This window comes from Euryhalocaulis caribicus (assembly GCF_000412185.1).
In the GTDB taxonomy this organism is placed as follows: Bacteria; Pseudomonadota; Alphaproteobacteria; order Caulobacterales; family Maricaulaceae; genus Euryhalocaulis; species Euryhalocaulis caribicus.
Genome location: NZ_ASJA01000028.1, coordinates 1 through 21003, shown reverse-complemented (window position 1 = coordinate 21003; position 21003 = coordinate 1). Strand labels below are relative to the sequence as shown.

The following is a 21003-nucleotide window of genomic DNA, read 5'->3' as shown; positions in this document are numbered from 1 at the left end:
CTAAGGGAGTATACGTCAAAAGCGTATCGAGGGTTCGAATCCCTTCCTCTCCGCCAGACCCCTTCAAATTCAACGCACTAGGCCCTTTCGCGGCGCGGACAGAGGCCGAACGGAATGTGTCTTGTGACGGGGCGGGACGTGAACAGGCGCGGAACATCGCCGCGCGGCGGGGCGCCCGTTGGGCATGAGCTGGGCACGGCGGCGCCGACTCGTTCCGGCTGTGTTCGGGGTCCGCGATTTGCGCCGCGCGGGGCCGCGCGCTTGACGCGCGGTCCGATGTTCTGTTTCCGTTCACGGCATGAAGACACCGCCCGGACCGCCGCCCATGCGCGCCCTGCCCATACGGGAAATGACCGACAAGCGCTTCACGGTCAGCTGCGGCCGCTGTCCGCGCCTGAAACGCTATAGCTGGTCGGAACTGATGGCCGCGGCCAATCCCCACGCCAACGAATATCCAGACGAAGTCGCCCGCCGCTTCCGCTGCTATCTGGGCCGCTATCACAAGCGCCGCTGTCCGATCCGGATGGAATGGGACCGCGCGCCCGCCCCGCCGCGCTGATCGAGCGCCCGCCTCCAGACGCAAAAGGGCGCCCCGCCGGGGGAAATCCGGCGGGGCGCAAATCGCGAACGGCGGTCAGAGTCGGGGGAGGAAACCCGCCGCTCGCTGGGGGTCAGGATGATTCCGGCGCCGTCAGCTCCCCCAGCCGCGCCCGCCGAACGTGCGGACGGCGCGGAAGATGATGGACCGCCGCCAGGGCTCCACCCCCGCCGCGATCATGCCTTCCAGGAAGATGCGGTCGGCGGTCTCGCGCGCCCCGATCCGGTTTGCGTAGAGATGGTCATGGATGACCGCCGCCCCGGCATAGGGCCCGCCCGGCGGCGCGAACCGCCAGAAGAAACGCGGCACCGAGGCGAAATCCGTTTCGAACCCGACCGGCGCGGCGATGTCGTACAGGAAGCCGTCCACCCTGCAGGTCAGCCGGAATTCCTCCAGCACCCGCCAGATCGGCCGGCCGGACCGCCGCCGCCCCGTCAGCTCCACCCGCAGCGGCGCGCTGAACCGCGGCGTGTCGGGGTCATCGTCCCGCGCCGCCCGCAGCGCGCCCAGCGCGTCCGCATAGGACCCCGCCGCGTTGGCGGCCGGGTCATAGGCCTCGCCCGCGCCCGCCACGCTCACAGCCCCGCCAGCGCGGCGTCCAGCGCCGCCAGACACGCCGCGCGCGTCTCCGCCGGCGGCAGGCCCCGCGCCTCCAGCGCCCGCGCGCCCTGAACCGCGTAGCGCGCGATTCGCGCCGTCTCCGCCAGCTCCCCCGCCCCGTTCAGGCTGACGCCCCGAACCAGAACCGACCCCACGCGCTCCACCGCGCTCTCCGCGATGATCTGTTCGGCGCCGCTGCGCGCCCCATAGGCCCGCAGCTCCGCAAACGGCGCATCAGGCGGCAACGCGGCCAGCGCGGCGGACGCGTCGGTCAGCACCGTCCTGACCCCTTCGCGTTCGGAGGCGGTCAGCTGACGCGTCTTGGCCGTTTCCGCCACGCCGATCAGCAGCGCGCACGCCTCCACGTTCGGATCCTCGATCACGTCCAGCCGCTGCGCCAGATTGCCCCCGCAGGCGGCCAGCAGCGCGCACGCGAACGCGCACGCCGCAAGGCGTGTCAGTCGTTTCATCATGATGTCTCCAGACATGAAAAAGGCCGCTCACCGGCGGCCCGTTGCAGATCCCGTTTGGCGGCGGCCTACCCCGCCGCCGCCACATTCTCCGGCCGCATCCCCTCGGCCAGCATGGCGGTGACCTTCGCCGCCGCCTCGGCCTTGGTGACCTTGCCGTCGCGGTCACTGTCCAGACCGCTGTTCTGACGGTAGGCAACGCCTCCGCTGAACAGAACAGCATCCTCGCGCGAGCCGACGAAGGCGGGCATCAGAATGGCCATATACATATCGGGCAGCGTATGAATGCGGCTCGCATAGGGGGCAAAATACGCCTTCACGTATTCCAGTTGCTCCACAGGATGCATCACCGCCAGCCCCGCCGTGCTTGTTCCAAGGCCTTTCGCCGTCGGCGGCATGAACTGGATCAGCCCGGTCGCCCCGGATCCGGCCAGATTCTTTTGAGCCGGGTCGAAACTGCGGCCGGTCTCGAAGGCCATACAGGCCATCAGCCAGTTGGCGTGTTCAAACGTCCAGCCGAAGTCCTCGGTGATATCCAGCACCGCCCGCCGGAACCCGGCGCTGACGCGGGCCGACCAGGCCAGCGCATCGCCTTGCGCGTCGCGGGGGCTGAACGCGGCGGGCGCGCTCGACCGCATATAGTGCAGCGCCGCATTTAGAGTCTGGGGACCGGCATAACCGTCCACCGTCAATGCGTAACCGTGATCGTTCAGGGCCCGCTGCAGCGCGGACGCCTCGGTGAAAAACTTCATGGCCACAAGGCCCTTTCCTTAGTGAAACAGCTTTCCGATCGCCGACAGAAAGCCCGTGAATTCCGACCACCAGGCCTTCACCGCAGCCAGCGCCGCGGCCAGCGTCACCACGCCCGGCAGGACGCCCCGGAAAAACAGCACGCGCGCGTCCAGCGCGACCTTCCGCCAGCTCAGGGACCGCGTGTCGTGATAGCGCAAACGGCGCAGAATCTTCAGTTGCGCCCGGCGTCGTTTCTCGGAATCCCGTTCGATCGCGTCCAGCCGCCGGTCATGCTTTTCCATCGCAGAACTCAACTGCCCGGAATGACCCTGCAATTGCCCGACCGCAAGACGCGTGTCGGTCTGCGTCTCGACCAGCGCATCCATGCGCTCATGGATGCGGGAAAATCCCCGGTCCATGGCCTCCAGCAAATCGGCGTGACTGAGGTTTGATCCCGTCATTCCGCCGGCGTCAGCGTGATCATCTGCCACGCCCCCGCATCGTCATAGCGGAACTCCAGACGCTCGCCCTGGCTGACGCGCCACACGATGCGCGCCAGCGGCGCCGTCCCCTCGGCCCCGCTCGGGTCGCCGTTTTCGTCGATCTCGCGGTACTGGACATTCATTTCTTCAACAGCCTCGTTCGCATCCGCCGGTTCGTGGCCCTCGCCGTTCGATTGGCCTGCGCGTAAAGCGTATAGGTCCAGTTGCCCGCGCCCGGCGCGTCCGTGATGATGAACAGGTGCGGGTTGTACCGGCTGGTCGATCCGTCCCGCATCCAGTACTTGTCGCTGGACGAATAGACGCTGGACCCCCACACCACGGTCTCCGCGCCGCCGCCGGAGGGCTGCCGCGTTGCATAGAAGGCGATCTCGCCGTCAACGCCGTCATTCGACCGGATGGCCATGGAGAATTCCACCTCCACCGTCTCGCCGGCGCCCACGCCGCTGACCGTGTCGTCAATCAGATTCGTCCAGCTGGAATCGCTGATGGTCGGGGTTCCGCTCAGCGTCCGGCTGGCCGGCTCGGTCACCGCGTTGTCGGTGATTTTCGGCGTTTCGACCGCCTGCCCGTCAAGCTTCAGCGTCGTTACCGCCAGGTTCCCGATCTTGGCCGTCTCGATCGTGGCGTCGCGGATCATCGCGGTTTTCAGATAGGTCACGCCGCCCGAAAGCTCGAACGGATATTCGCCGGCCGTGTCGGCCGCGTTGGTGATGATGAACTGGTCGAACCGGAACTTGATCACCGATTCGCTCAATACCGGCCCGTCCTTGACATAGGCGCGGATACCGCTGACCACCCCGTTCGCGTTCAGGCTCACCGTCCAGAAGGCCTCGGCGTAATCCTCCAGGTCGACCACCGCGCCCAGCGCCTCGGAGGCCGCCGCGCTGGCCCCGTCCGCCGTCGCCTCGACCGTGGTCAGGATCCGCCCCAGCGCCTTCACGCCCGGATCGCTCTGCGCGCCCAGCTCATAAAGCCGCGTCGTGGGCGAGCCCGAGGACAGACGGTTGATCTCGGCGCAGGCCCGCACATAGGCCGCCGCGCTGTTGATGGCCAGAATATCGGCGCCGGTGAACCTTCCGGCCAGCGTCTTGATTCCGTCAGCGGCGCTGAAGTCTCCGGAGAAATCCGCGCCCGGAAAATAAAGGCCGAGATACGCGAAATCGTCGTCGTAAAGCGTCAGCGCCACGCGCTGGGTGTGCGACCCCGCGCTCTGCACCGCAAACGTGCCCGACAGCACATACTGGTTTTCCGGCGCCACGCTCAGCACGCCCTTGGTCACCACCCGGTTGGTCGCCCCGGTCGTGACCGCAAAGGCGCCGCTGGCATCCTCCCCCGCCGTGACGATTGTCGCGTCCGCCAGAGTCTCCGGCGCGCCCGCGCCGTTGAAATTCGCCAGGTCCTCCACCCCGTTCAGCGGATCGAAGACCACCAGCTTGCGCAGCACGCGCGTCACCGCCTGGCGAATGCGCACGTCCGCCGGCCCGTCCAGCGTCACGTCATCGGCGGTCGGCACGATGAAATCAGTCGTCGTCGTAGCCGTGTCATAGCCCGACCACGCGCTGGCCTGTTCGCCAACCCAGACGCGGCTGCGCGCGCGATACTCCACGCCCGGCCCGATCGCCTCGCGCACGTTCCGCACCCCGTCCTCGGGGTCAATATGGAAGGTGCGCGGATCGTCGCTGCCATCGGCCAGGCTCACCTGCGCCTCGATGCGGTCGGCGCGCTCGTCAATGCCCGTCACCGTGATCTTCAGCGCCGGCTGCGTCACCCCGCCATCGGAGAAGGCGAAGGCCGTCAGCGTGGTCGTGGGCGCGTCGGCGCCCGTCACGCCCACCGGCGTGTCGCTGGGCGGCGGCGGATCCGGGTCATTGGCGTCGGTCGCCGTCCAGGCCAGGTCAGAAGGGTCGACCTCGCGGCTGATCACCGTCACCGTGCGGCGCACCGCGTCGTACACGGTGCGGATGACCTCGAAGTCCTTGCCGTCGCCGTCGAATCCGTAAACGCCCGACTGCCGCGTGAACCAGTCTCCCGGCAACAGCTTCAGCGGCGTCTGCCCGCCCACCGGCGCGCTCGCCAGATAGGTCTCGGTCAGCACCGCCTGCCGCCGTTCGCGGTTCAGCCGCAGGGTGGCCAGGCGCTGCGCCCGCTCCACGTCCGTTTCGTCGACAAGGTCCAGCGACTGCGTCTTCTGCTCGCCGTCCGCGTCCGTGAAATCGGGGTTTTCGATGCGCGGGAAATCCACCGGCTGGTAGAGATTGGACGGGTCCACGTACCGCCCCTCCACCGCCGTCACCAGGTCGGCATAGGATTTCTTCTCGTCGTAGGCGCTCTCCGCATCGGCGTCCAGATCGCCGTCATAGAGCGTCAGCACCGGCGTTTTTACCTCGCCCCCGACAAACCCGACCCGCCCGTCAATATCGACCGGCTCCATCGCCATTTGCGTGGCGAACCGCCCGATCACCTGGTCATAGGGCTCGTCGGCGCTGATCACCCCGTTGAAGCGGTAACGCTTCTGCGTCCCCGAATTTGTCGACACGGTCTCGTCGCAGAGATCCGCCCGCGCCTCGAACGCGTCATAGGGCGCGTCCGCCGCGGTCAGGTTGGGCGGGCCGAACAGGATCTTGCCGGAGGAATGCCGCACCCCCAGCATGTAATGGTCCGCCGCCACCGCCGGGTTGTCGCTATATTCCCATGTGTTGGAATCGTTCAGCCGGTGCGACCCGCTGCCGCCCGCCGTGGAATCCTTGCGGCGGTCATAGAGCATCGCCCCCTCCAGCTCGAACATGAAGTTCGGATACTGGGTAATGCCGCCGTCATCGTCGTATTTCATCTCCACGACGATGTAGGAGATATTCTCGCCCCGGTGCGCGCTGGTCCATTCCCCGCCCAGCACGTTCGACCCGCCGGACTTGGTGATCAGATAGGGGAAGGCCGCCAGCCCCTTGCGGCCGTCATAGAAGGTCATCCAGACGCGGTTGCGCCCGACAGACCCGCCCACGTCATCCTGGTCGAATTCGGTGATCGCCGTCCGCGTGCCGTGCGCCAGCGCGCCGTGAACCTGCCGCCCGTCCGCATAGACGTTCAGCAGGCGCGAGACGCGGTGATCGGCCAGCGCGATGACCAGCGCGTGGGTGTCGAACTTGTCGCCGTCCACGCTGTCGAACGCAATACGGTCGGCGATCGACCCCGCCACCATGCGCTTGCCGATCACCAGCTTGCGCGGCACGTCCGCCGCGGTCTGCAGGTCGATCTCCGTTCCCGGATCCGGCAGGCCCTTGGCCGCGTTCAGCCCGGTCAGCGTCGAGGACGCGATCGTGGTCAGCAACAACGCGCCCTTGAAGCTCAGCGCGAAACTGGTCACCGAATAGGCGGCGCCATAGATCGACAGCGCCGTGGCGCTGGACGCCCCCGCCGCCGTGGCGGCGCTGGCGATCGCCGCGGCAATGCTTGCGCCCCCGTCAGGCATCCCCGATCCTCCACGCCGCGATCATCTGCGCCATCGGCACATGCTCCAGCCCGCGTTGCGTCGGGCCGGCCGCATGTGTGCCGGTCTTGATGCCGAAGAATTCGCCGTTCGGTCCGTCCAGCAGCACCAGGTCCCCGCGCATCGGCCGCCGCGCGCGCGGCAGGAAGGCGTCCGCGATATCGCTTAAGGACCGCCAGCCCTGTTCGGCCATGACCCGCCTGAACCCGGCCTCGCTGCGCACCCGAACGCGAAACCCTTTCGCCAGATCCACGCCCGTCATCGCCCGGATCGCCCCGGCCGCGCGGAACGCGCAATTATTGCGGCCCCAGTCATGCGGGATTTCCAGCGTCGCCTTGTGCCAGGCGTACAGCCGCTGTTCCCAGTCCTCCCGCCGCTTCATTTCAGTACGCTCCGGCCGCCGGAATAGCCGCCCCCGCGCCCCGTCGCGCCGCCGCCGCCAATGCCCGGTATCGCGGTGCGCCGCTTCCACCAGGGCAGAACCTCCTTGGCCGCGATGGGCGTGCGCTCGAAGAACAGGTCGCCGCTGGAAAGCCGCTGCTGGTTCTGGTTGGTGCGCGTGTGCAGGTTGCGCCCGCGATAGCGGAACGTCCCGCCCTCGCAGTTCAGTTCGCGCACGCTTTCCGCGCCCGGCTGGTTCACCGTGGGCGAGACATCCATGCGCCCCTGCCAGGTAAAGCCCCACCCGATGAAATCGCTATAGGTCGAACCCGGCGTGAACAGCGCCTCGCGCACCGTCACCCGCCTCTGGTGCCACGTGCTGTCGGCCAGCCGCCCCACGAAATCGGAATTGTCCAGAATCGACCCGGCGTCGAACACAATTGTGATCGGCTCGGCCACAAGGCCCAGCTGCGCCACCACGTCGCCCTTGACGCTCACCCGGTCCCCCAGCGGCTCGTAATCCTGGCCGCCAATATTCACCGGGCGGATCCCGTTCCAGCAATAAAGCGCCGCCGGTTCGGTCATCAGCGCGATGAACAGCGCCGACTCCACGTCGCCGGCCTCGATCGCCGTCTGGGCTTCATTGGTAAAACTTCTCGGCATCGTCTCAGCTCGTCACAGGCCGAACCACCTGGCGGGCCTGGAAGGCCACCCAGCGGTCATCGTAAACTTCCATGATCTCGGGCCGGCCGATCATCTTGAACTCGCCCAGCGCCTGCAGCCGCCGCGGAGACGGCGTGGAGGCATGGGGCGTCAGCGGCGCGGGATGAACGCTCAGCGTCACTTCGCCGGCGGACGCGGCGGCGTCCGCCAGAACCTCGCCGATCCAGTAACCGTTTGCGGCGGTGTAATATCCCACCATGTCGCCGGGACTGGCCTTGTACGCGCCGGCGTTTCCAAACGTGACGGTTCCGGCCTCCGCGTCGATACTCTCCACGGTCAGGGACGCATCGCTGGCAACACCGCCGGCGAACGGCGCGGGGCGCGATTTGCGCCACGCGGTAAAGCTGAAACGCTCGCCCCGGCGCCGGGTCAGCCACGCCGTCCATTTCCGGAACTGTTCCTGCGTCAGATACGTCGTCCGCACATTCAGCGTCCAGAACGGCTCGCCCAGCGTATTGACCTGACGGAACGCCGACCGGGACTCCGCGCTCGACTGCATCTCCGGCAGGTCCCAAGCCATGTCCTTGATCTGGATGTCGAGTATCAGTTCGCCATTGCTCATGTCTCGAACCGTCCCCGCCGCTGGCCGTCCTTGACCCGGGAATCGATCAGCTGCGGCAGCTGTTTAATCAGCCGCCGGTTGCTGGCCTCGATCAGCCCGACCGTCTTTTCGCTGGCGTCGCCCTGTATGATGGTGCGCGCGTCTATCGTCACAGACGCCCCGCCCGGACCGCCGCCGGCGGAGGCCCGCCGCAGCTCCGAGCCCGACACGATCGACCCGGCCGCATCGGGGCGCCACAACTCCGGCCCGCTCTCGCCCACGATCGCCATCTGCCCGGCGTTCAGCCGCCCGCCCCCGGCCCGCATGGCGACCGATTGCGTGGGCAGCGGAATGCCCAGCAGGCTCGCCAGCGGTCCGATAATCGCCCGCTGCAAGGCCAGCCGCGCCATCTCCTGAATGATATAGGTGACCATGGACCGGAACGCGTCCTTCACGCTCTCGGTGCCGCTGATCACGCTGACAAGATGATCCTCCAGCCGCATCAGCGCCCCCGCGCCCGCCTGCTGCACGGTCAGCCCGTATTGCTCGACGGAGACCGTCAGCCCGCGCATCTGTTCGCGCGCCCGCCCCGCCGACAGCACCACCGCGTCCAGCCCGCCGATGAATTCGTCCATGCCATGGGCGCCGTCGGACCCTTCCCCGCCCAGGAAATCGGGCGTCAGGTCGCGCGGGTCTGCCGCCCCGCCCGGCGGCAGGCCCGCCTTGCTGGCCGACGGACGGCTGAAGCGCGGGCGCGGCGGGGTCATCTCGAACGGATTGGCCAGCACAAAGCGACCGCCCTGCAGGCGCTTTGTGAGGGCATCATATTCCTTGAGGTTTTCGAGGTGGCGTTCCCACACGCCCGCCATCTCGAACATCCCGCGGTAACCGCGCGCCATCGGCGCCGTCAGGGCATTCGCAGGCTCCGTAAACCTTTGGACAAAATCGATTTCGCGCTTCAACTCCGCCAGCCGACCGCGGATCGCGTCTTCGCCGGATGGTGTCGGACGGAACCCCAGCGCCTTGGCCAGTTCGTTCCCGAACCGCGCAAGGTGCGGAATGGCGTCCGACATGTAGCGCAGCAGCTGTTCGATCGCCTCGGCATTGTCCAGCACGGCGTTGCGGACATTGTTCTTCATCGACCAGGCCAGATCATCCAGCTTGGCCTGAAGCTCCGCCGCCTTGCGGGCATTCTCCGACGTCACCACGCCCAGCCGTTCCGATTCCTCGAAAAGGCGCCGCATGCCCTCACCGCCCTGCTGCAGCAGCGGCAACAGGCGCGCGCCCTCGGAGTCGAACCCCTTGAAGGCCAGCGACAGCTGAACGGACTCCGATTCCACCGCCGCCACCTTGTCGGCGAAATCGGCCATGATGTCGGATGTCGCCCGCACCCGGCCGTCGGCGTCGAACACCGCCACGCCCAGCGCATCCAGCGTGCCTTTCAGCTCGCCCGTGCCCCGGCTGGCCTCGCCGACGCGCCGCACGAAACGCTGCAGCGCCATGTCGGCCGTGTTCTGCGCCACCCCCGCCACCTGAGTCGCCGCGTAGCGGAAATTCTGCAATTCCTCGACCGACACGCCGAACGTCCTGGACAGCTTGTCCAGCTCGGACCCGGCCGCAACGCTCTGCTTGATCAGCAGGCCCAGCCCCGCCGTCCCGGCCAGCGTGCCGATCGCGGTCTGGACGTTGAAGACGGACCGCGCGAACCCGGCCATGGACCGGCCGACGCCGCGGAAACTGGTCTGCACCGCCCGCGCCGTCTGGCGCGCCTTGCGCTCGAAGCTGCCCATGTCCGTGGCGGCCTTGCGCAGATTGTGCTGCAGGTTCGCGGAATTGGCGCGCAGATCGATCTGCAGCGTGCCGATGCTGGCCATCTTACCTCGCCTCGATTCCCGTCATCGCGGTGACGGTCATGCGCAAGCGCGCCGCCATTTCTTGCCGCTTCTGTTCCGGCGTCAGCCGGAAGCTGAAACTGAAGTCGCGCCAGTCGAACGGCGCCTGACCCTTGCCCCGGTGGATATTGGCGATCAGCGCGGTCTGCTGCGCCATCATCGCCTCGATGCGCTCCGGCCAGAACGGCTCCGCGCGTTCATAGGCCATCCACTCGGTCAGCTCGGCGGAATCCATCCGCCGCCGCAATTCCCCGGCCGTCATGCCCAGATGGGCGGCCAGCCGGAAACAGAATTGCCGCGTCGGATGGCGCTTCAGTTTTTTGCCGCTTCCTCCTGCGCCCCGGCTTCCAGCCCGTTCAGCCGGACCGCCTTCACATAGATCGGGTCGGTCGCCGCGCCGGATTTCTTCACCAGGGCGGGCACGTCCTCATCGCTGAAGATCCGGTTGCCCTCGGCGTCCAGCGCCGTCATGGCCACCAGCCAGGCCCGCATGGAGGCGTCCTCGCTCAGGAACACGTTCAGGTCGAACCGGTCGCGGTCGCCCACGCTCATCACGCCGACCCAGACATCCACGCCCCATTGCGGGATATGGACCTTCTCGGCCTTGCGGTCTTCGCAGTTCAGGATATGGGCGCGCAGATCGGCCGGCGCGCCGGCGGCCTTTTTCGTCGTCGCCATGTTACGCCGCCGTCACGGCGCGCTTGCCGGACAGCTCCAGCGTGATCGAGGCGGTGACCTTGTCATTGACCGCCCCGCCCGGCGCGATCGAGGCCACAAAGCCCTTGATATCGTGCACGGCGCCGCCCGGATAGGTGATCTGGATATTGCGCAGCTGGCCCGAATCCCGCGCTGTCTGCGCCGCCGCCTGGCCGGTGTCGCCGGGGACATAATTCACGTCCACGGTCAGCTGGCCCTCGTCGATCAGCCCGGCCAGCTTCTCGATCGCCTCGCTGTCGAAATCGGTCACGTCGATCGCGGAGCGCGACCCGCCCGGTCCGCTGAAATTGGTGAGGTCGCCAATCGTGGTGAACGTGTCGTCGCCCGGCGCGGTGTCGACGGCGTCGCCCGCGCCGATCCCGATCGTCAGCCCCTTGGTAACTTCCGAATCGTAAGACATGGGTTTCCCTTCCTCTCAAAGAAAAAGGGCCGCCCTTCACGGCGGCCCCGGTTGCATTCATAGTCCCGTCAGAGCGGCCTCAGCTGTCGCCGTTCGCCCAGATATCGAAGTCCAGGATGACCCGCGGGATATGCGTCTCACCCCCCAGCCCGTCCTGTTCATTGATCAGCGTCACGCCGTGCAGCGCCCCGCCCGTATAGCCGTCCAGCGCTCCGCGCACCGCCTCGGCCAGCGTCCGCGCCGCGTCGAAATCGGCCGCGTAACAGTCAAGCTGGAAGCGGATTTTCTGCAGCGCAGACCCGCCCTCGAACCGGCTGGGCCGTTCCGCGGAAATCCGCGTGAACACGATGCGCGGCAGGCCCGCCCCGTCCGCGCTTTTCAACGCATAGACCTGCGCGCCCACAGAGGCGTTCACCGCCGCGTCCGCCGCCAGCGCGCCGATCAGGTCGCTCTCGATGCTCACCGGTCAGAACCCCTTGGCGCGGGACTTCGCCGCCTCGCGCGCGATGCCCTTGCCCAGATTGTCCGCGATTTTACGCACCGCCTCGCCCGCCTTGGCGTCCGCCGCGGGCCGCAGGAAGGGCGCGGCGGGCATGGCTCCGGTGGAGCGGCCATCCTTCTTGAAACGCTCGCCGGTGCCGAACTCGACCAGGTGAGCGTGATTGCCCAGCGGCCGCGCCGCGCCGACCGCCACCAGCGTCCGGTCGCGGCGGTCGGCCTTGACCTTGATCGACCGTTTCAGGTCGCCGTCATCAATCTTCACGCGCATCCGGGCGTCCTTGGCGATCACCCGGCCGCCCGCGGCGAGCGCGTTGGACAGCAGCCGGCGCTCCACGAACTCCGGAAATTTCTCCAGCGCGTCCGCAATCTCCGACGCCCCGCTGATCGCGATCTTCGTATCCATCAGGCCCGCGCCTCCGTATAGACCGCGTCGATCTGCAACTCGTTCTTGGACCGATAGGGCGTCAGCCCGGTGATGCGGTAGGCGACGCCCTCCCACACCACGCGCATGTCGTTATCAAGGTCGCTGCGATAGCGCAGGATCAGCGATATCCGCCGTTCCTCCAGGTCGCGGCCGCCTTCCACGAAATCGCGCGCCGTGCCGGTCATCACGCGCGCCCACGCCTTGGCGTGAAGCGCCCAGCTTTTCTCCGGCCCGCCCCGGTCGCCGCGTGTCTCGGTCGCGCTCTGGATCTCCACGCGCTGGTCATACTCTCCGGCGCCCAGCATGGCGTCAGCCCTCCGCCTTCAGCCGGTGAACCTTGAAACTGCCCCACAGCGCCCGCACCCCCATCGGGATCTCCGACAGGTTGCGCTCGCTGGTCGCCTCCCGGTTCCGGTACATGTCGGCGGCCAGCAGCAGGATGCCCTGCCGGATCTCCGCCGGGATGTCCTCCACCTCCGCCCAGCCCGCCGTGTAGCGGATGCGCACAGAATCATCGGTGCCGTAAAGATCGGTCGGCCAGCTATAGTCCGGCGCCAGGCTCACCCGTCCGGGCTGGCTGGCCGTGTCGGTGACATAGGCCGCCGCGTTCACCGTGCGCTCGGTCCCGTCGCCATCCAGATACTTGATGGAGTCGACCTGCTGCAGCGGCGCCGCCAGCGGCAGCTGCAGATAGCCGTTCCAGAAACTGCGCAGGCGGAACTCCCACTGACTGGTCAGCAGGGCCCGCCCCAGCGCGCCATAACGGCCGTCCGCCTTGTTGATCGCCGCCTGCAGCGTCAGCTTCAGGAAGGCGTCTTCATCGCTGGTTTCCACGCGCACCTGGCGCTTGAATTCCTCCAGCGACACCGGCTGCAGGTTCGCCGGATCGATCAACAGCAATTGCATGGCGGACGGCCCTTTTCGCTATGGCGCTCTTGTTCCGGCCGCCGCGTCAGACGATCTGGTCAACGCTGGCCAGGTCGGCGTCGGAGGCCTTGCCGTAGAGCGGGTCGAAGCCCAGCACCACGCCGCCATGATCGGCCGCCGCGGTCGCGCCGGTGATCGTCAGGCGGAAATGCGTGAAGCCCTCGGACAGGTCCTCGGGCCGCAGATTGATAAGCGCCTGCTTGTTGCTGTCGCTGCCCGCCTGGGTCAGCTGCGTGATCGCCTTGCCGTCGAGGTCCTGCGCGCCCGAACCGGAACCGTCGGTGGCTTCCTCGATCTTCGCATCGACCGTGCCGCTGGAGGCGATATCGCCGACCAGCACCATGGCCAGGAAGTTGTGGAAGTCCGCCGCGCTGATCCAGTCCGTCGAATTGTCGCCGGCCGTATAGGCGTCGGGATCGATCACGCCCGCCACGGCGGCGCGATCGGAAGGTTTCAGATTGAGGGACATCGCTTTGCTCCTTTTCGCGACTTTCTCGTTTCACGGCCCGGCGAACCGGCCCGCGCGCGGGACGCGCCCTGAAAGCGCGCCCCGCGTTCAGATCAGGCCGAAAGCGGCCCCTAGCTGCGTTCGGCGATCGACACGAAGTGCGAACGCGTCGGCTTGCTCTTGGACGGCGCGATCGGCGCGTTCAGCACCGGCTGGCCGCCGAGGCGGAAGATCCAGCGGAACGCCGTCAGGTTGTAGTCGAACCACAGGTGCATGGAGGTCGCGGCCTGAATGCCCGCCGCCTTGCGGAACGCCGCATAGCCGCGCTTGTTGAACAGCACCAGGTCGCCCGGCGTGCCCAGCGGCTTGGCCGTCTCGGTCGGGATGACCGGCCGCCCGCGCAGGAACCCGCCCGGCTGGGCGTCCGTCCCGTCGCGATAGACGTTCGGACGGTCCTGCGTGTTCAACTGCGGCAGCACCGCAATCGTGTCCTGACCGGCCAGCCACACATAGTCGCGAAGGTCGCCGAGGATCCGGCCGAACGCCTTGTCGACATTCTCGACCTGCACCGTATCCGCCGCCTGGCTGGTCTCCTTGGCGATAGAAATCAGCGCATCGCTGGCCATGAAGCCCAGCGGCTTGCCGACGCCGTCGCCATAGCCGACCGCGTCTTCCGCCTTGTAACGGATCGCCGCGCCGGCCTTGCGGGTCAGGTGATCGTCCAGCATCGGCGCGTCTTCACGCAGCTCGTCGGTGACCGGCACAAGCGCGTAAAGCTCATGCAGGTTCACCGTGACACCGGTCAGGTCCAGCTGCGACGGCGTCATCTGCGTGCCTTCGCCGCGCCAGTAGGACTGGATGCCCGCCGCGCCCCAGGGCGTGGTGATGTCCTTCGGCATCTGGACAGAATTGCGTGCGGTCGGCGTCGGATCGATCAGGTCCAGCAGGCCGCCCACCTGGAAGACTTCCTCCCAGATATTGTTCATGAAAGCGGTCGGCACCACGAAGCCTTCGCCGCCGTCGCCGCCATTCTGGTTGAAATTGGCCGGGGCGGCCGCCGCCAGCCGGTCATCCACCTCGAAGCGCGAACCCGCCTGCGGGTTGGCGCGCCGCACCGCCAGCGCGAAGTCGGAGAGAGAGGCAAAGCCGCCCATCTCCGCCGTGCCGCCATTCTCGCTGGTCACCCGCGCCGCGGAGCCGGCCGGGGCCGGATCATCCGCCGGGCGGGCGTCATCCTTGGCGAAGGTGCGGTCCCGCTCGCGCTTGGCGACCGCCGCGTCGATCTCGGTCTGGCAGGCCTCGATCTCCGCCGCCTTGGCGTCGATATCCTTGTCCAGCTGCGCCAGCTGGGATTGTTCATCATCGGACGGATTGTCCTTGGCCGACAGCGCGTCGGCCTTCTCCGCCAGCTTACGGCCCTCGGCTTTCAGCGTGGCGCGCTTCTCATAGAGTTCCTTCAGCGTCATCGTGCGCTCCCTTTGGAAAGCCGGGCTGGAGTCAAAATCCATCCCTCCCGCCGGCCCGGCTGTGGCGGCGGCGGTGGAATACTGCTGTTCTGCTGTCCTTGATCAGGCGGCAGTCAGGCCGCCGGCGCGGCGCCGAACGCCGCCGCCGACAGGCGCCGGGATCCGGCGCGCGCCGGGCCGCGCTTGACCCGCGCGGAGGTTTTCATCAGGCGGCTTAGCGTGCTGTCGATCGTTCCAATGGAATCGACCATGCCGGCGGCCTTCGCCGGGGCCGACAGCATCATACGGCCCTTGCCGAAATTCTCGCGCACCGCCGCGGCGTCCACCCCGCGACCCTTGGCGACGTCGCGGATGAACATCGCGCCCAGCGCGTCCACTTCACCCTGCATGTGCGCGCGGGCGTCATCGCTCAGCTCTTTCTCCGGCCAGCGCTCGACCTTCTCGGGGCTGGTCGCAATGATCGTGGTATTGATCCCGCGCTCGGCCAGCATCTTGGTCAGATCGTCGTGATAGGTGACCACCCCGATCGACCCGGCCATGGCGGCCTCGCTGATCACGATCTCGCTGCACGCGCTGATGATCCAGTAGGCCGCCGAGGCCGCCGCGCCGATCACCACCGCGATCACCGGTTTCTTGGCGCGCGCCGCCATGATCGCCTTGTGCGCCTCGGGCAGGTTGAAGACCATGCCGCCCGGCGAATCCACCGGCATCAGGATGGCGGAGATGGAATCGTCATTGGCCAGATGATTCAGCTTGCCCGGCAGCTCCATCGTGGAGACATGCGGAACGCCGAACTCCGTCAGCAGCGCGGAGCGGCGGTTCATCACCGGACCGACGATCGGCACGATGCCGATGCCGCCCGCGGCTTCGTCATTGGGACGCACCGTGCTGATGGCGGCCGCCTGGGCGCTCGCCGCCTCGACCGCCGTCGCATTGGCGCCGGGCAGGTAACAGCCGGCGCAGTCCATATCGATCGCCCAGTACATCTAGCCCGCTCCCTCTTTGACTTCCCGCAATTCCACGATGCGCCGCGCATCCAGCGGCGCCGGCCCGGCTTCACCGCCGCCCTCCGCAACCGCGCCGGCATTGCCGCCATCGCCCGGCTGGGCCAGGTTCAGCGGCCGCGGGATCTCGCCGTCCGGCTTGCGGTTCAGATTCTCGCGCTGGCGCACTTCCTCCACGCTCATGAAGGGGGCGCCGCCCAGCGCCGTCGAATAGGCCGCGAAACGGCTGACCGTGTCGCCGCGCAGCAGGCCATTCACGTCATGCTCCGCCTTGAAGCGGGACGGGTTCAGGATCAGGTCCCGCCGCACCGCCTGTTCCCAGACCGTCAGATAGGGCACGATCGTGTCCGTCACCCATTCAATGGCCTGCTGTTCGATATTGCTGAACGTCGCGCGGTCCAGCACGCCGACCTTGTGCGGCGGCACGCGCAGAAGTTTCAGCACCTCCAGCTCCACCTGTTTCCAGGTATCGACGAATTGCGCTTCCTCGTTCGACTGGCTGCGGCGCTGCCACTTGCCGCCCGGCGGCAGCAGCACGTCCTTGTGCCGGTTCTCGCCGCGCGTGTTTTCGTGCCAGTGCTTGAGAAACTGGTCGGCGCTTTCCTGATTCTGGAACCAGCGGTCATCCCAGCCGATCGCCCCGCCAATGCCATCGCCATATTTGAAGAACTCGGCGGCGTAGCGCATCAGCGCCAGCGCCCGGCCGATCGCCTCCGCGCCCAGCTGGTAGATCGGAACCGGCGTCAGCCCGTCATCGGCGAACGGCGGCAGGCGCAGCGCCAGCACCTCGTCATCGGCCAGGTAGCGTTTCGGCTTACCGGGCTGGCTGATTTCGTGCCAGATCCGCCCATTGCTCTCGAACATGCGCTGATGCGCCGGATGGATCGGCCACAGCTCGCTCACCGGGCCGCTGGCGCCGGGCCGTATCTCGGCATAGGCCGCGCGGTGAAAGGCCAGCCACCAGCTCATCTGGTAGCGGAATTCGAACGCCGTCATGTTCGGATTCGGCTGGTCGTGCAGCAGCTCATAGAGCGGCATGTTCGTGGCGCGGCGCAGACCGTCCGCGCCGCGCTCATACAAATGGAACGGCAGGCCCGCCGCCGTCGTGGCGATGGAATCCAGCCCCGCCCACAGCGCCGGGATCTTCAGCGCCGACTGCGCGGTCACCGGTTCCCCGGCCCAGCTGCCCGTTCCCAGATTGTCGCGCCACCAGCGCGGGGCCATCGGGTCGCGGTTGACCGGCCCCGGATCGGCGCCCGCCAGCACGGAGAAGGCGCGGCCAATGCGTTCGAACATGCTCACCCTCTCCCGTAGAACGCTTCGCTCAGCGTCACCACTTTGCGCTTGTTGTCCTTGCGCTCGCCCTCGATCATCAGGGTCAGCGCGTTCACCAGGGCCGAGACCCCGTCAATCTTTTCAGAGCTGCGGGCCTTGTCCGGTTTCGGATTGCCGCTCGAGTCGTTGAAGATCAGGACGTTCGAAAGGCACCAGCGCGTCACCGCGTCGCCCGCGTGCAGGATCTGCGGCGCCGCGCCCTCGCGCGTCGTGGCGATGATCCGCCGCTCCATTTCATGGGTCGCCCCGGCCAGGCCGACGCAGGTCTGCGCCACGCCCGCCATGTCGAACCCGTCCGCCATCAGGTTCTGCACCAGCTCCATGGCGAAGTGCCGGTCAAACCCGATCGTCTTCAGCGCGATGTCGGGGACCAGCGCGTTGATGTCCTGCCGTATCTGTTCAAAATCGGTCGCGTTGCCGGGCGTGGCGCACAGCAGCCCGGTCTGCGCCCAGATATCGTAAGGCACATTGTCCCGCTTCGCCCGGTCGCGAATATCGTCTTCCGGGCACCAGTATTTCACCAGCGCCGCGATGGCCGTCTCGCTCACCGGGTTCGGCGGCGGAAACAGCAGGGCCAGCGCCGACAGGTCATTGACCTTCGCCAGGTCCAGCCCGCCAATCGCCTCGCAGCCCTTGAAGTCCGCCAGTTCGAACGGCCGCTCGGCGCTCCGTCCCGGAAGCGCCGGCGCCTTGCACAGATCCCACCGCCATGTCGGGATCCATTTGGCGTGGTTTTCCGTCCACTGGTTCAGCCGAAGCTGGCGGAACTCGTTTTCGCTGGCGGGGGAGGCCTTGGCTTCCTCGCACGCCGCCTCCAGGCTGGCCGGCTTGACCGAGACGCCATAGCTCGGATTCGCCTTCTTCCAGGTCGCCGGGTCTTCCCAGTCATCGTCCGGGTCCGCCGCGTAGATCACCGGCAGCACGTGATCCAGTTTCAGGACCCCGTCCCGGACCTTCAGCGCCGTCTGCCACAGCTCCCAGCAGACCGACTCGCGCCGGTTGCCCGCCGTCGTGATGTAGATCTCCACCGGCTGGCGCCGGGCGCCGACCGCGGTGTGCATCACCTCGTACTGTTCGCGGTCGGTCCAGACATGGACCTCGTCGCCGATCACCCCGTGCGGGTTGAACCCGTGTTTCGACTTCGCCTTGCCCGTCAGCGGTTTGAAGCTGGCGTTCGTCGCGCCGCAGAACAGAGACGGTTTCAGCCGCTCCACGATGCCCGCCAGCGCCGGCGACATCGCCGTCATGTTGGTCGCCGCATCGAACACGATGCGCGCCTGTTCCTCGTTGCCCGCGATCGAATAGACCGGCGCCGCCGGTTCGCCGTCCGCCAGCATCAGGAACAGGCCCAGCGCCGCGGCGAACTCCGTCTTGCCGTTCTTCCGCGGCACCGCGATGAACACCATGCGGTAGCGCCGCGTCCCGTCCGGCCGCATCCAGCCGAACAGCTTGCGCACGATACGCTTTTGCCAGTTCATCAGGCGGAACGGACGGCCGCGCCATTCGGCCTGCGTGAACACGCAGAAGCGCTCGATCCAGGCGACCGCCCGGTCGGCCTTCGCCTTGTCGAAATAGTACGTCCCGTCCGCCAGCCACCGTTTAGTTGATCGCGCCCGTCCCGCCTTCGTTCCGGAAGTCGAGCGGGTTTTCGCCGCTATAGCTGTCGTCATCGTCGTCTCGGTTGCGCGGCCGCGGCGGCGCGTCGTCGGCGCGCTCGCCGCCCTGGCCGAACAGGCCGTCCGCCGGCATCTCGGGCCGCGCCAGCCGCGTCAGGATTTGCGTGCGCATGGAGGGCGTCAGCCCCAGCTCGCCGCACAGCTTGATCAGGTCCTGCTTGGCCCGGCGCATCACCATGGCCGCCGGGTGCATCCGGTAAATCTTGTCCACGTGGGCGCTCGACGTGACATAGGTGAAGCCCTGTTCGGCCACCGTGTCGCGCGCCTCCAGGTATTCCGCCATCGTGTCGCAGAACAGGATGAACAGCGGGCTGTCCGTCTCGCGGATGAAGCCGAGGCCCTTCAACTTCGGCGCATACTCTTTCCAGATCTTCCGGGCCTTGCCCGTGCGCACGTGCGCCGGCGGCTCCATCGGCAGCTGGCCCGCCTGCGCCGGACTCGCCTTCACCGATTTGCGCTTGCCCGGATTGCCCTTCGCCTCCGCAACCTCAGCCGGCTGCGGCTTCCGCCCCTTGGCCATCGCTACACCTCACCGCCCAAAAAAAATTCCCCCCCAATTCCGCGCCCCCAAAAATTCTACTCCGGCGCTGGTTTAGGGCGGGGCGGCTGGCAGGGATTTGGACCCCCTACCCCCTGCGCTCGGTCAGCGCGGCGCGGGCGGATCGGACCAGCTCGGGATGCGTTTCGCTGAGCGGCGGCAGGCCCAGCCGCGCCGCCAGCTCATCCAGCGCCGCCAGCCCCCGCCGCTCCGCCGCCTGCTTGTGTTTCGAGTGACAGTTCACGCACGCCCCGACCCAGTAGCGCCGCAGCCAGAACAGCCGCCGGTCCCCGCCATGCGGATAGAGGTGATCGACCAGCGCCGCGAAGGCGATCCGCCCCGGATCGAACAGCGCGTGATAGGCGCACAGCGGATGCTTGGCGAGAAACCCGTCCCGCCCCTTTCGCCACTGACTGTCATAGCCGCGCTCGGCCGCCGTCCCCCGCCTTTGCTCCATGGCCCGGTCCGCGTCCGCCTTCGCAATCGCCAGCCGCGCGGGCCGGTGCTGCCGTGGCCGCGAGGGCACGCCGCTTCCCCTTCAGTCCCTACGCCGGATCGTCCAGGTCCAGCGAGGTCGAGGCCGCCCGCACCACCATCTGCCCGTCGGCGGCGAACGCCTCGTCGGTCGTGTCGATCACGCCCAGGAAGTTCCCGTCCGTCAGCGCGTCGAATATCCCCACATGCGTCACGGTGGTGGAGCCCGGCACGGCGAACGTCTCGTCCCCGCTGAGCGCCCGCGACCCCGCGTCCGCCGCATCGAACGCGGCGGGCTGGCGCGCATAGGACCCGCCCGTCACCTCGTTCGCCCCGGTGGACCCCGGATCGCCCGTATGCAGGGACAGGTGCAGCCCGCTCAGCGCGTCCAGCATCGTGTTCTTGGCCGCTTCGGTGAAGGTGCCCATCGCCTATTTCTCCCTGATTGGAATGACCAGCGTGCGGTCATATTTGCGCGGCGGCGTGGAGTCGGTGGTGAACCGCGCCGTCACTTCATAATCGACCCGGTGCGTCCCGCCCCGCGCCCAGAACTGTATCGTGTCGTTCACCTGTTCCTCGGTGTGGATGGTCAGGCCGTCCGGAACCGTGGAGACAATCTCCACGTCCGCCACGCTCTCCCCGTCAACCAATTCCTCGGTGATGCCGATGAAATAATCGAGGTCCTCATTCGGGTCCTGCGGCTCCGCGCGATAGGTGGTCATCAGATGCCGCTCCCTTCAAACGCCGAACCGCCGGCGTCCCGCCGTGTCGTCGAACACCCGCCGCCGCCCCGCCGCCTCGTTGAACTGCCGCCCGCCGGGAACCAGGCTTACCCGCCGCGCCGCCCCCGCCAGGGAGACCACGCCCGTCACAACCCCGCCCAGCGAGACCCGCTTGAACGGAACCGCCGCCACGGAGGCCACGCCCCGCACGGCCCCGGAGACGAAATGCACCCCGCTGACGGAGGCCGCGGCCGACCCCGCCGCAACCGCCCGTCCGGCAATCAGGGCGCGCTTGAAAACGCTCCCCGAGGCCACAGAGACCGCCGAGGCCGAACCCGAAACGAAACGCCGCGGCCGCAGCCCGGCGGACGCGCCGCCCAGCGCCGCCACGGCCCCGCCGGTCAGAGCGCGCTTGAACGCCGCCCCCGCCATGGAGGCCGCCCCGGC

The 21003-nt window shown here is 67.7% G+C and carries 27 protein-coding genes and 1 pseudogene; 1 reads left to right on the top strand and 27 read right to left on the bottom strand.

All coding sequences use genetic code 11. The features are described 5' to 3' along the window. Positions 1-325 precede the first annotated feature (325 nt). Positions 326-559 carry a hypothetical protein gene (locus tag L338_RS15465; protein WP_022699315.1) on the top strand — a complete coding sequence of 78 codons (234 nt, stop codon included), beginning with the start codon at positions 326-328 and terminating at the stop codon, positions 557-559. 132 nt (positions 560-691) lie between these two features. Here L338_RS15465 and L338_RS15460 read toward each other — a convergent pair whose 3' ends face one another. From L338_RS15460 to L338_RS17655, 27 genes and pseudogenes are all read right to left on the bottom strand, one after another. Continuing rightward, a complete protein-coding gene (locus tag L338_RS15460; protein WP_152485922.1) occupies positions 692-1213 on the bottom strand; it encodes a DUF1353 domain-containing protein in 522 nt (173 codons plus the stop codon). Beyond that, positions 1174-1671, bottom strand: a complete 498-nt coding sequence (locus tag L338_RS15455; protein WP_152485921.1) for a hypothetical protein — start codon at positions 1669-1671, stop codon at positions 1174-1176. Before L338_RS15455 ends, L338_RS15460 begins: the two co-directional genes overlap by 40 nt. A gap of 65 nt (positions 1672-1736) precedes the next feature. Beyond that, on the bottom strand, positions 1737-2420 hold the full coding sequence (locus tag L338_RS15450) for a hypothetical protein (RefSeq protein ID WP_022699313.1): 684 nt from the start codon (positions 2418-2420) through the stop codon (positions 1737-1739). Between the two features lie 18 nt (positions 2421-2438). Beyond that, positions 2439-2861 carry a hypothetical protein gene (locus L338_RS15445; RefSeq protein ID WP_022699312.1) on the bottom strand — a complete coding sequence of 141 codons (423 nt, stop codon included), beginning with the start codon at positions 2859-2861 and terminating at the stop codon, positions 2439-2441. Continuing rightward, on the bottom strand, positions 2858-3025 hold the full coding sequence (locus tag L338_RS17660) for a hypothetical protein (RefSeq protein WP_022699311.1): 168 nt from the start codon (positions 3023-3025) through the stop codon (positions 2858-2860). Before L338_RS17660 ends, L338_RS15445 begins: the two co-directional genes overlap by 4 nt. After that, entirely contained in the window at positions 3022-6369 is a 3348-nt protein-coding gene (locus L338_RS15440) for a phage tail tip fiber protein (RefSeq protein ID WP_022699310.1), read from the bottom strand. The genes L338_RS17660 and L338_RS15440 overlap by 4 nt, the downstream gene beginning before the upstream one ends. Further along, positions 6362-6769 carry a DUF6950 family protein gene (locus tag L338_RS16815; protein WP_022699309.1) on the bottom strand — a complete coding sequence of 136 codons (408 nt, stop codon included), beginning with the start codon at positions 6767-6769 and terminating at the stop codon, positions 6362-6364. Before L338_RS16815 ends, L338_RS15440 begins: the two co-directional genes overlap by 8 nt. After that, positions 6766-7431 (bottom strand): hypothetical protein, encoded by a 666-nt coding sequence (locus L338_RS15430; RefSeq protein ID WP_022699308.1) that lies wholly within the window; start codon positions 7429-7431, stop codon positions 6766-6768. Before L338_RS15430 ends, L338_RS16815 begins: the two co-directional genes overlap by 4 nt. A 4-nt stretch (positions 7432-7435) precedes the next feature. Then, positions 7436-8053, bottom strand: a complete 618-nt coding sequence (locus L338_RS15425; protein ID WP_022699307.1) for a hypothetical protein — start codon at positions 8051-8053, stop codon at positions 7436-7438. After that, complete coding sequence (locus L338_RS15420) at positions 8050-9906, bottom strand: phage tail tape measure C-terminal domain-containing protein (protein ID WP_022699306.1); 1857 nt, start codon at positions 9904-9906, stop codon at positions 8050-8052. The genes L338_RS15425 and L338_RS15420 overlap by 4 nt, the downstream gene beginning before the upstream one ends. A gap of 1 nt (position 9907) precedes the next feature. Further along, positions 9908-10186: a phage tail assembly protein T gene (locus tag L338_RS15415; protein ID WP_152485920.1), complete on the bottom strand. Its 279-nt coding sequence runs from the start codon at positions 10184-10186 to the stop codon at positions 9908-9910. A gap of 50 nt (positions 10187-10236) precedes the next feature. Beyond that, positions 10237-10602, bottom strand: coding sequence for a hypothetical protein (locus L338_RS15410; RefSeq protein ID WP_022699304.1), 366 nt, complete (start codon positions 10600-10602; stop codon positions 10237-10239). A 1-nt stretch (position 10603) separates the two neighbouring features. After that, positions 10604-11041 (bottom strand): phage tail tube protein, encoded by a 438-nt coding sequence (locus tag L338_RS16810; RefSeq protein WP_022699303.1) that lies wholly within the window; start codon positions 11039-11041, stop codon positions 10604-10606. Between the two features lie 79 nt (positions 11042-11120). Next, a complete protein-coding gene (gp17, locus tag L338_RS16805; protein ID WP_022699302.1) occupies positions 11121-11504 on the bottom strand; it encodes a tail completion protein gp17 in 384 nt (127 codons plus the stop codon). A gap of 3 nt (positions 11505-11507) precedes the next feature. After that, complete coding sequence (locus L338_RS16800) at positions 11508-11945, bottom strand: HK97-gp10 family putative phage morphogenesis protein (protein WP_022699301.1); 438 nt, start codon at positions 11943-11945, stop codon at positions 11508-11510. After that, positions 11945-12271, bottom strand: coding sequence for a phage head closure protein (locus L338_RS16795; protein WP_022699300.1), 327 nt, complete (start codon positions 12269-12271; stop codon positions 11945-11947). Before L338_RS16795 ends, L338_RS16800 begins: the two co-directional genes overlap by 1 nt. Before the next feature lie 4 nt (positions 12272-12275). Beyond that, on the bottom strand, positions 12276-12872 hold the full coding sequence (locus L338_RS16790; RefSeq protein WP_022699299.1) for a head-tail connector protein: 597 nt from the start codon (positions 12870-12872) through the stop codon (positions 12276-12278). Between the two features lie 46 nt (positions 12873-12918). Then, complete coding sequence (locus L338_RS15380) at positions 12919-13362, bottom strand: hypothetical protein (protein ID WP_022699298.1); 444 nt, start codon at positions 13360-13362, stop codon at positions 12919-12921. Between the two features lie 110 nt (positions 13363-13472). Continuing rightward, positions 13473-14807 carry a phage major capsid protein gene (locus L338_RS15375; RefSeq protein WP_027068605.1) on the bottom strand — a complete coding sequence of 445 codons (1335 nt, stop codon included), beginning with the start codon at positions 14805-14807 and terminating at the stop codon, positions 13473-13475. 113 nt (positions 14808-14920) lie between these two features. Continuing rightward, positions 14921-15793, bottom strand: a complete 873-nt coding sequence (locus L338_RS15370) for a S49 family peptidase (protein WP_022699296.1) — start codon at positions 15791-15793, stop codon at positions 14921-14923. Next, complete coding sequence (locus L338_RS15365) at positions 15794-17107, bottom strand: phage portal protein (protein ID WP_022699295.1); 1314 nt, start codon at positions 17105-17107, stop codon at positions 15794-15796. Between the two features lie 2 nt (positions 17108-17109). Continuing rightward, a complete protein-coding gene (locus L338_RS15360) occupies positions 17110-18816 on the bottom strand; it encodes a terminase large subunit (protein ID WP_022699294.1) in 1707 nt (568 codons plus the stop codon). After that, on the bottom strand, positions 18746-19342 hold the full coding sequence (locus tag L338_RS15355; protein ID WP_022699293.1) for a phage terminase small subunit P27 family: 597 nt from the start codon (positions 19340-19342) through the stop codon (positions 18746-18748). Before L338_RS15355 ends, L338_RS15360 begins: the two co-directional genes overlap by 71 nt. A gap of 106 nt (positions 19343-19448) precedes the next feature. Further along, a complete protein-coding gene (locus tag L338_RS15350) occupies positions 19449-19886 on the bottom strand; it encodes a hypothetical protein (RefSeq protein ID WP_022699292.1) in 438 nt (145 codons plus the stop codon). Between the two features lie 19 nt (positions 19887-19905). After that, positions 19906-20262, bottom strand: a complete 357-nt coding sequence (locus tag L338_RS15345; protein WP_022699291.1) for a phage tail fiber protein — start codon at positions 20260-20262, stop codon at positions 19906-19908. 3 nt (positions 20263-20265) lie between these two features. Further along, positions 20266-20556: a phage fiber-tail adaptor protein gene (locus L338_RS15340; protein WP_022699290.1), complete on the bottom strand. Its 291-nt coding sequence runs from the start codon at positions 20554-20556 to the stop codon at positions 20266-20268. A 15-nt stretch (positions 20557-20571) separates the two neighbouring features. Continuing rightward, positions 20572-21003: pseudogene (locus L338_RS17655) on the bottom strand (hypothetical protein); the annotation flags it as partial.

Coding starts and splice junctions, on each gene's coding strand:
- L338_RS15465 (WP_022699315.1), top strand. CDS start 326: ATGCGCGCCCTGCCCATACGGGAAATGACCGACAAGCGCTTCACGGTC.
- L338_RS15455 (WP_152485921.1), bottom strand. CDS start 1,671: ATGATGAAACGACTGACACGCCTTGCGGCGTGCGCGTTCGCGTGCGCG.
- L338_RS15450 (WP_022699313.1), bottom strand. CDS start 2,420: ATGAAGTTTTTCACCGAGGCGTCCGCGCTGCAGCGGGCCCTGAACGAT.
- L338_RS15445 (WP_022699312.1), bottom strand. CDS start 2,861: ATGACGGGATCAAACCTCAGTCACGCCGATTTGCTGGAGGCCATGGAC.
- L338_RS17660 (WP_022699311.1), bottom strand. CDS start 3,025: ATGAATGTCCAGTACCGCGAGATCGACGAAAACGGCGACCCGAGCGGG.
- L338_RS15440 (WP_022699310.1), bottom strand. CDS start 6,369: ATGCCTGACGGGGGCGCAAGCATTGCCGCGGCGATCGCCAGCGCCGCC.
- L338_RS16815 (WP_022699309.1), bottom strand. CDS start 6,769: ATGAAGCGGCGGGAGGACTGGGAACAGCGGCTGTACGCCTGGCACAAG.
- L338_RS15430 (WP_022699308.1), bottom strand. CDS start 7,431: ATGCCGAGAAGTTTTACCAATGAAGCCCAGACGGCGATCGAGGCCGGC.
- L338_RS15425 (WP_022699307.1), bottom strand. CDS start 8,053: ATGAGCAATGGCGAACTGATACTCGACATCCAGATCAAGGACATGGCT.
- L338_RS15420 (WP_022699306.1), bottom strand. CDS start 9,906: ATGGCCAGCATCGGCACGCTGCAGATCGATCTGCGCGCCAATTCCGCG.
- L338_RS15415 (WP_152485920.1), bottom strand. CDS start 10,186: ATGACGGCCGGGGAATTGCGGCGGCGGATGGATTCCGCCGAGCTGACC.
- L338_RS15410 (WP_022699304.1), bottom strand. CDS start 10,602: ATGGCGACGACGAAAAAGGCCGCCGGCGCGCCGGCCGATCTGCGCGCC.
- L338_RS16810 (WP_022699303.1), bottom strand. CDS start 11,041: ATGTCTTACGATTCGGAAGTTACCAAGGGGCTGACGATCGGGATCGGC.
- L338_RS16800 (WP_022699301.1), bottom strand. CDS start 11,945: ATGGATACGAAGATCGCGATCAGCGGGGCGTCGGAGATTGCGGACGCG.
- L338_RS16795 (WP_022699300.1), bottom strand. CDS start 12,271: ATGCTGGGCGCCGGAGAGTATGACCAGCGCGTGGAGATCCAGAGCGCG.
- L338_RS16790 (WP_022699299.1), bottom strand. CDS start 12,872: ATGCAATTGCTGTTGATCGATCCGGCGAACCTGCAGCCGGTGTCGCTG.
- L338_RS15380 (WP_022699298.1), bottom strand. CDS start 13,362: ATGTCCCTCAATCTGAAACCTTCCGATCGCGCCGCCGTGGCGGGCGTG.
- L338_RS15375 (WP_027068605.1), bottom strand. CDS start 14,807: ATGACGCTGAAGGAACTCTATGAGAAGCGCGCCACGCTGAAAGCCGAG.
- L338_RS15370 (WP_022699296.1), bottom strand. CDS start 15,793: ATGTACTGGGCGATCGATATGGACTGCGCCGGCTGTTACCTGCCCGGC.
- L338_RS15365 (WP_022699295.1), bottom strand. CDS start 17,107: ATGTTCGAACGCATTGGCCGCGCCTTCTCCGTGCTGGCGGGCGCCGAT.
- L338_RS15360 (WP_022699294.1), bottom strand. CDS start 18,816: ATGACGACAGCTATAGCGGCGAAAACCCGCTCGACTTCCGGAACGAAG.
- L338_RS15355 (WP_022699293.1), bottom strand. CDS start 19,342: ATGGCCAAGGGGCGGAAGCCGCAGCCGGCTGAGGTTGCGGAGGCGAAG.
- L338_RS15345 (WP_022699291.1), bottom strand. CDS start 20,262: ATGGGCACCTTCACCGAAGCGGCCAAGAACACGATGCTGGACGCGCTG.
- L338_RS15340 (WP_022699290.1), bottom strand. CDS start 20,556: ATGACCACCTATCGCGCGGAGCCGCAGGACCCGAATGAGGACCTCGAT.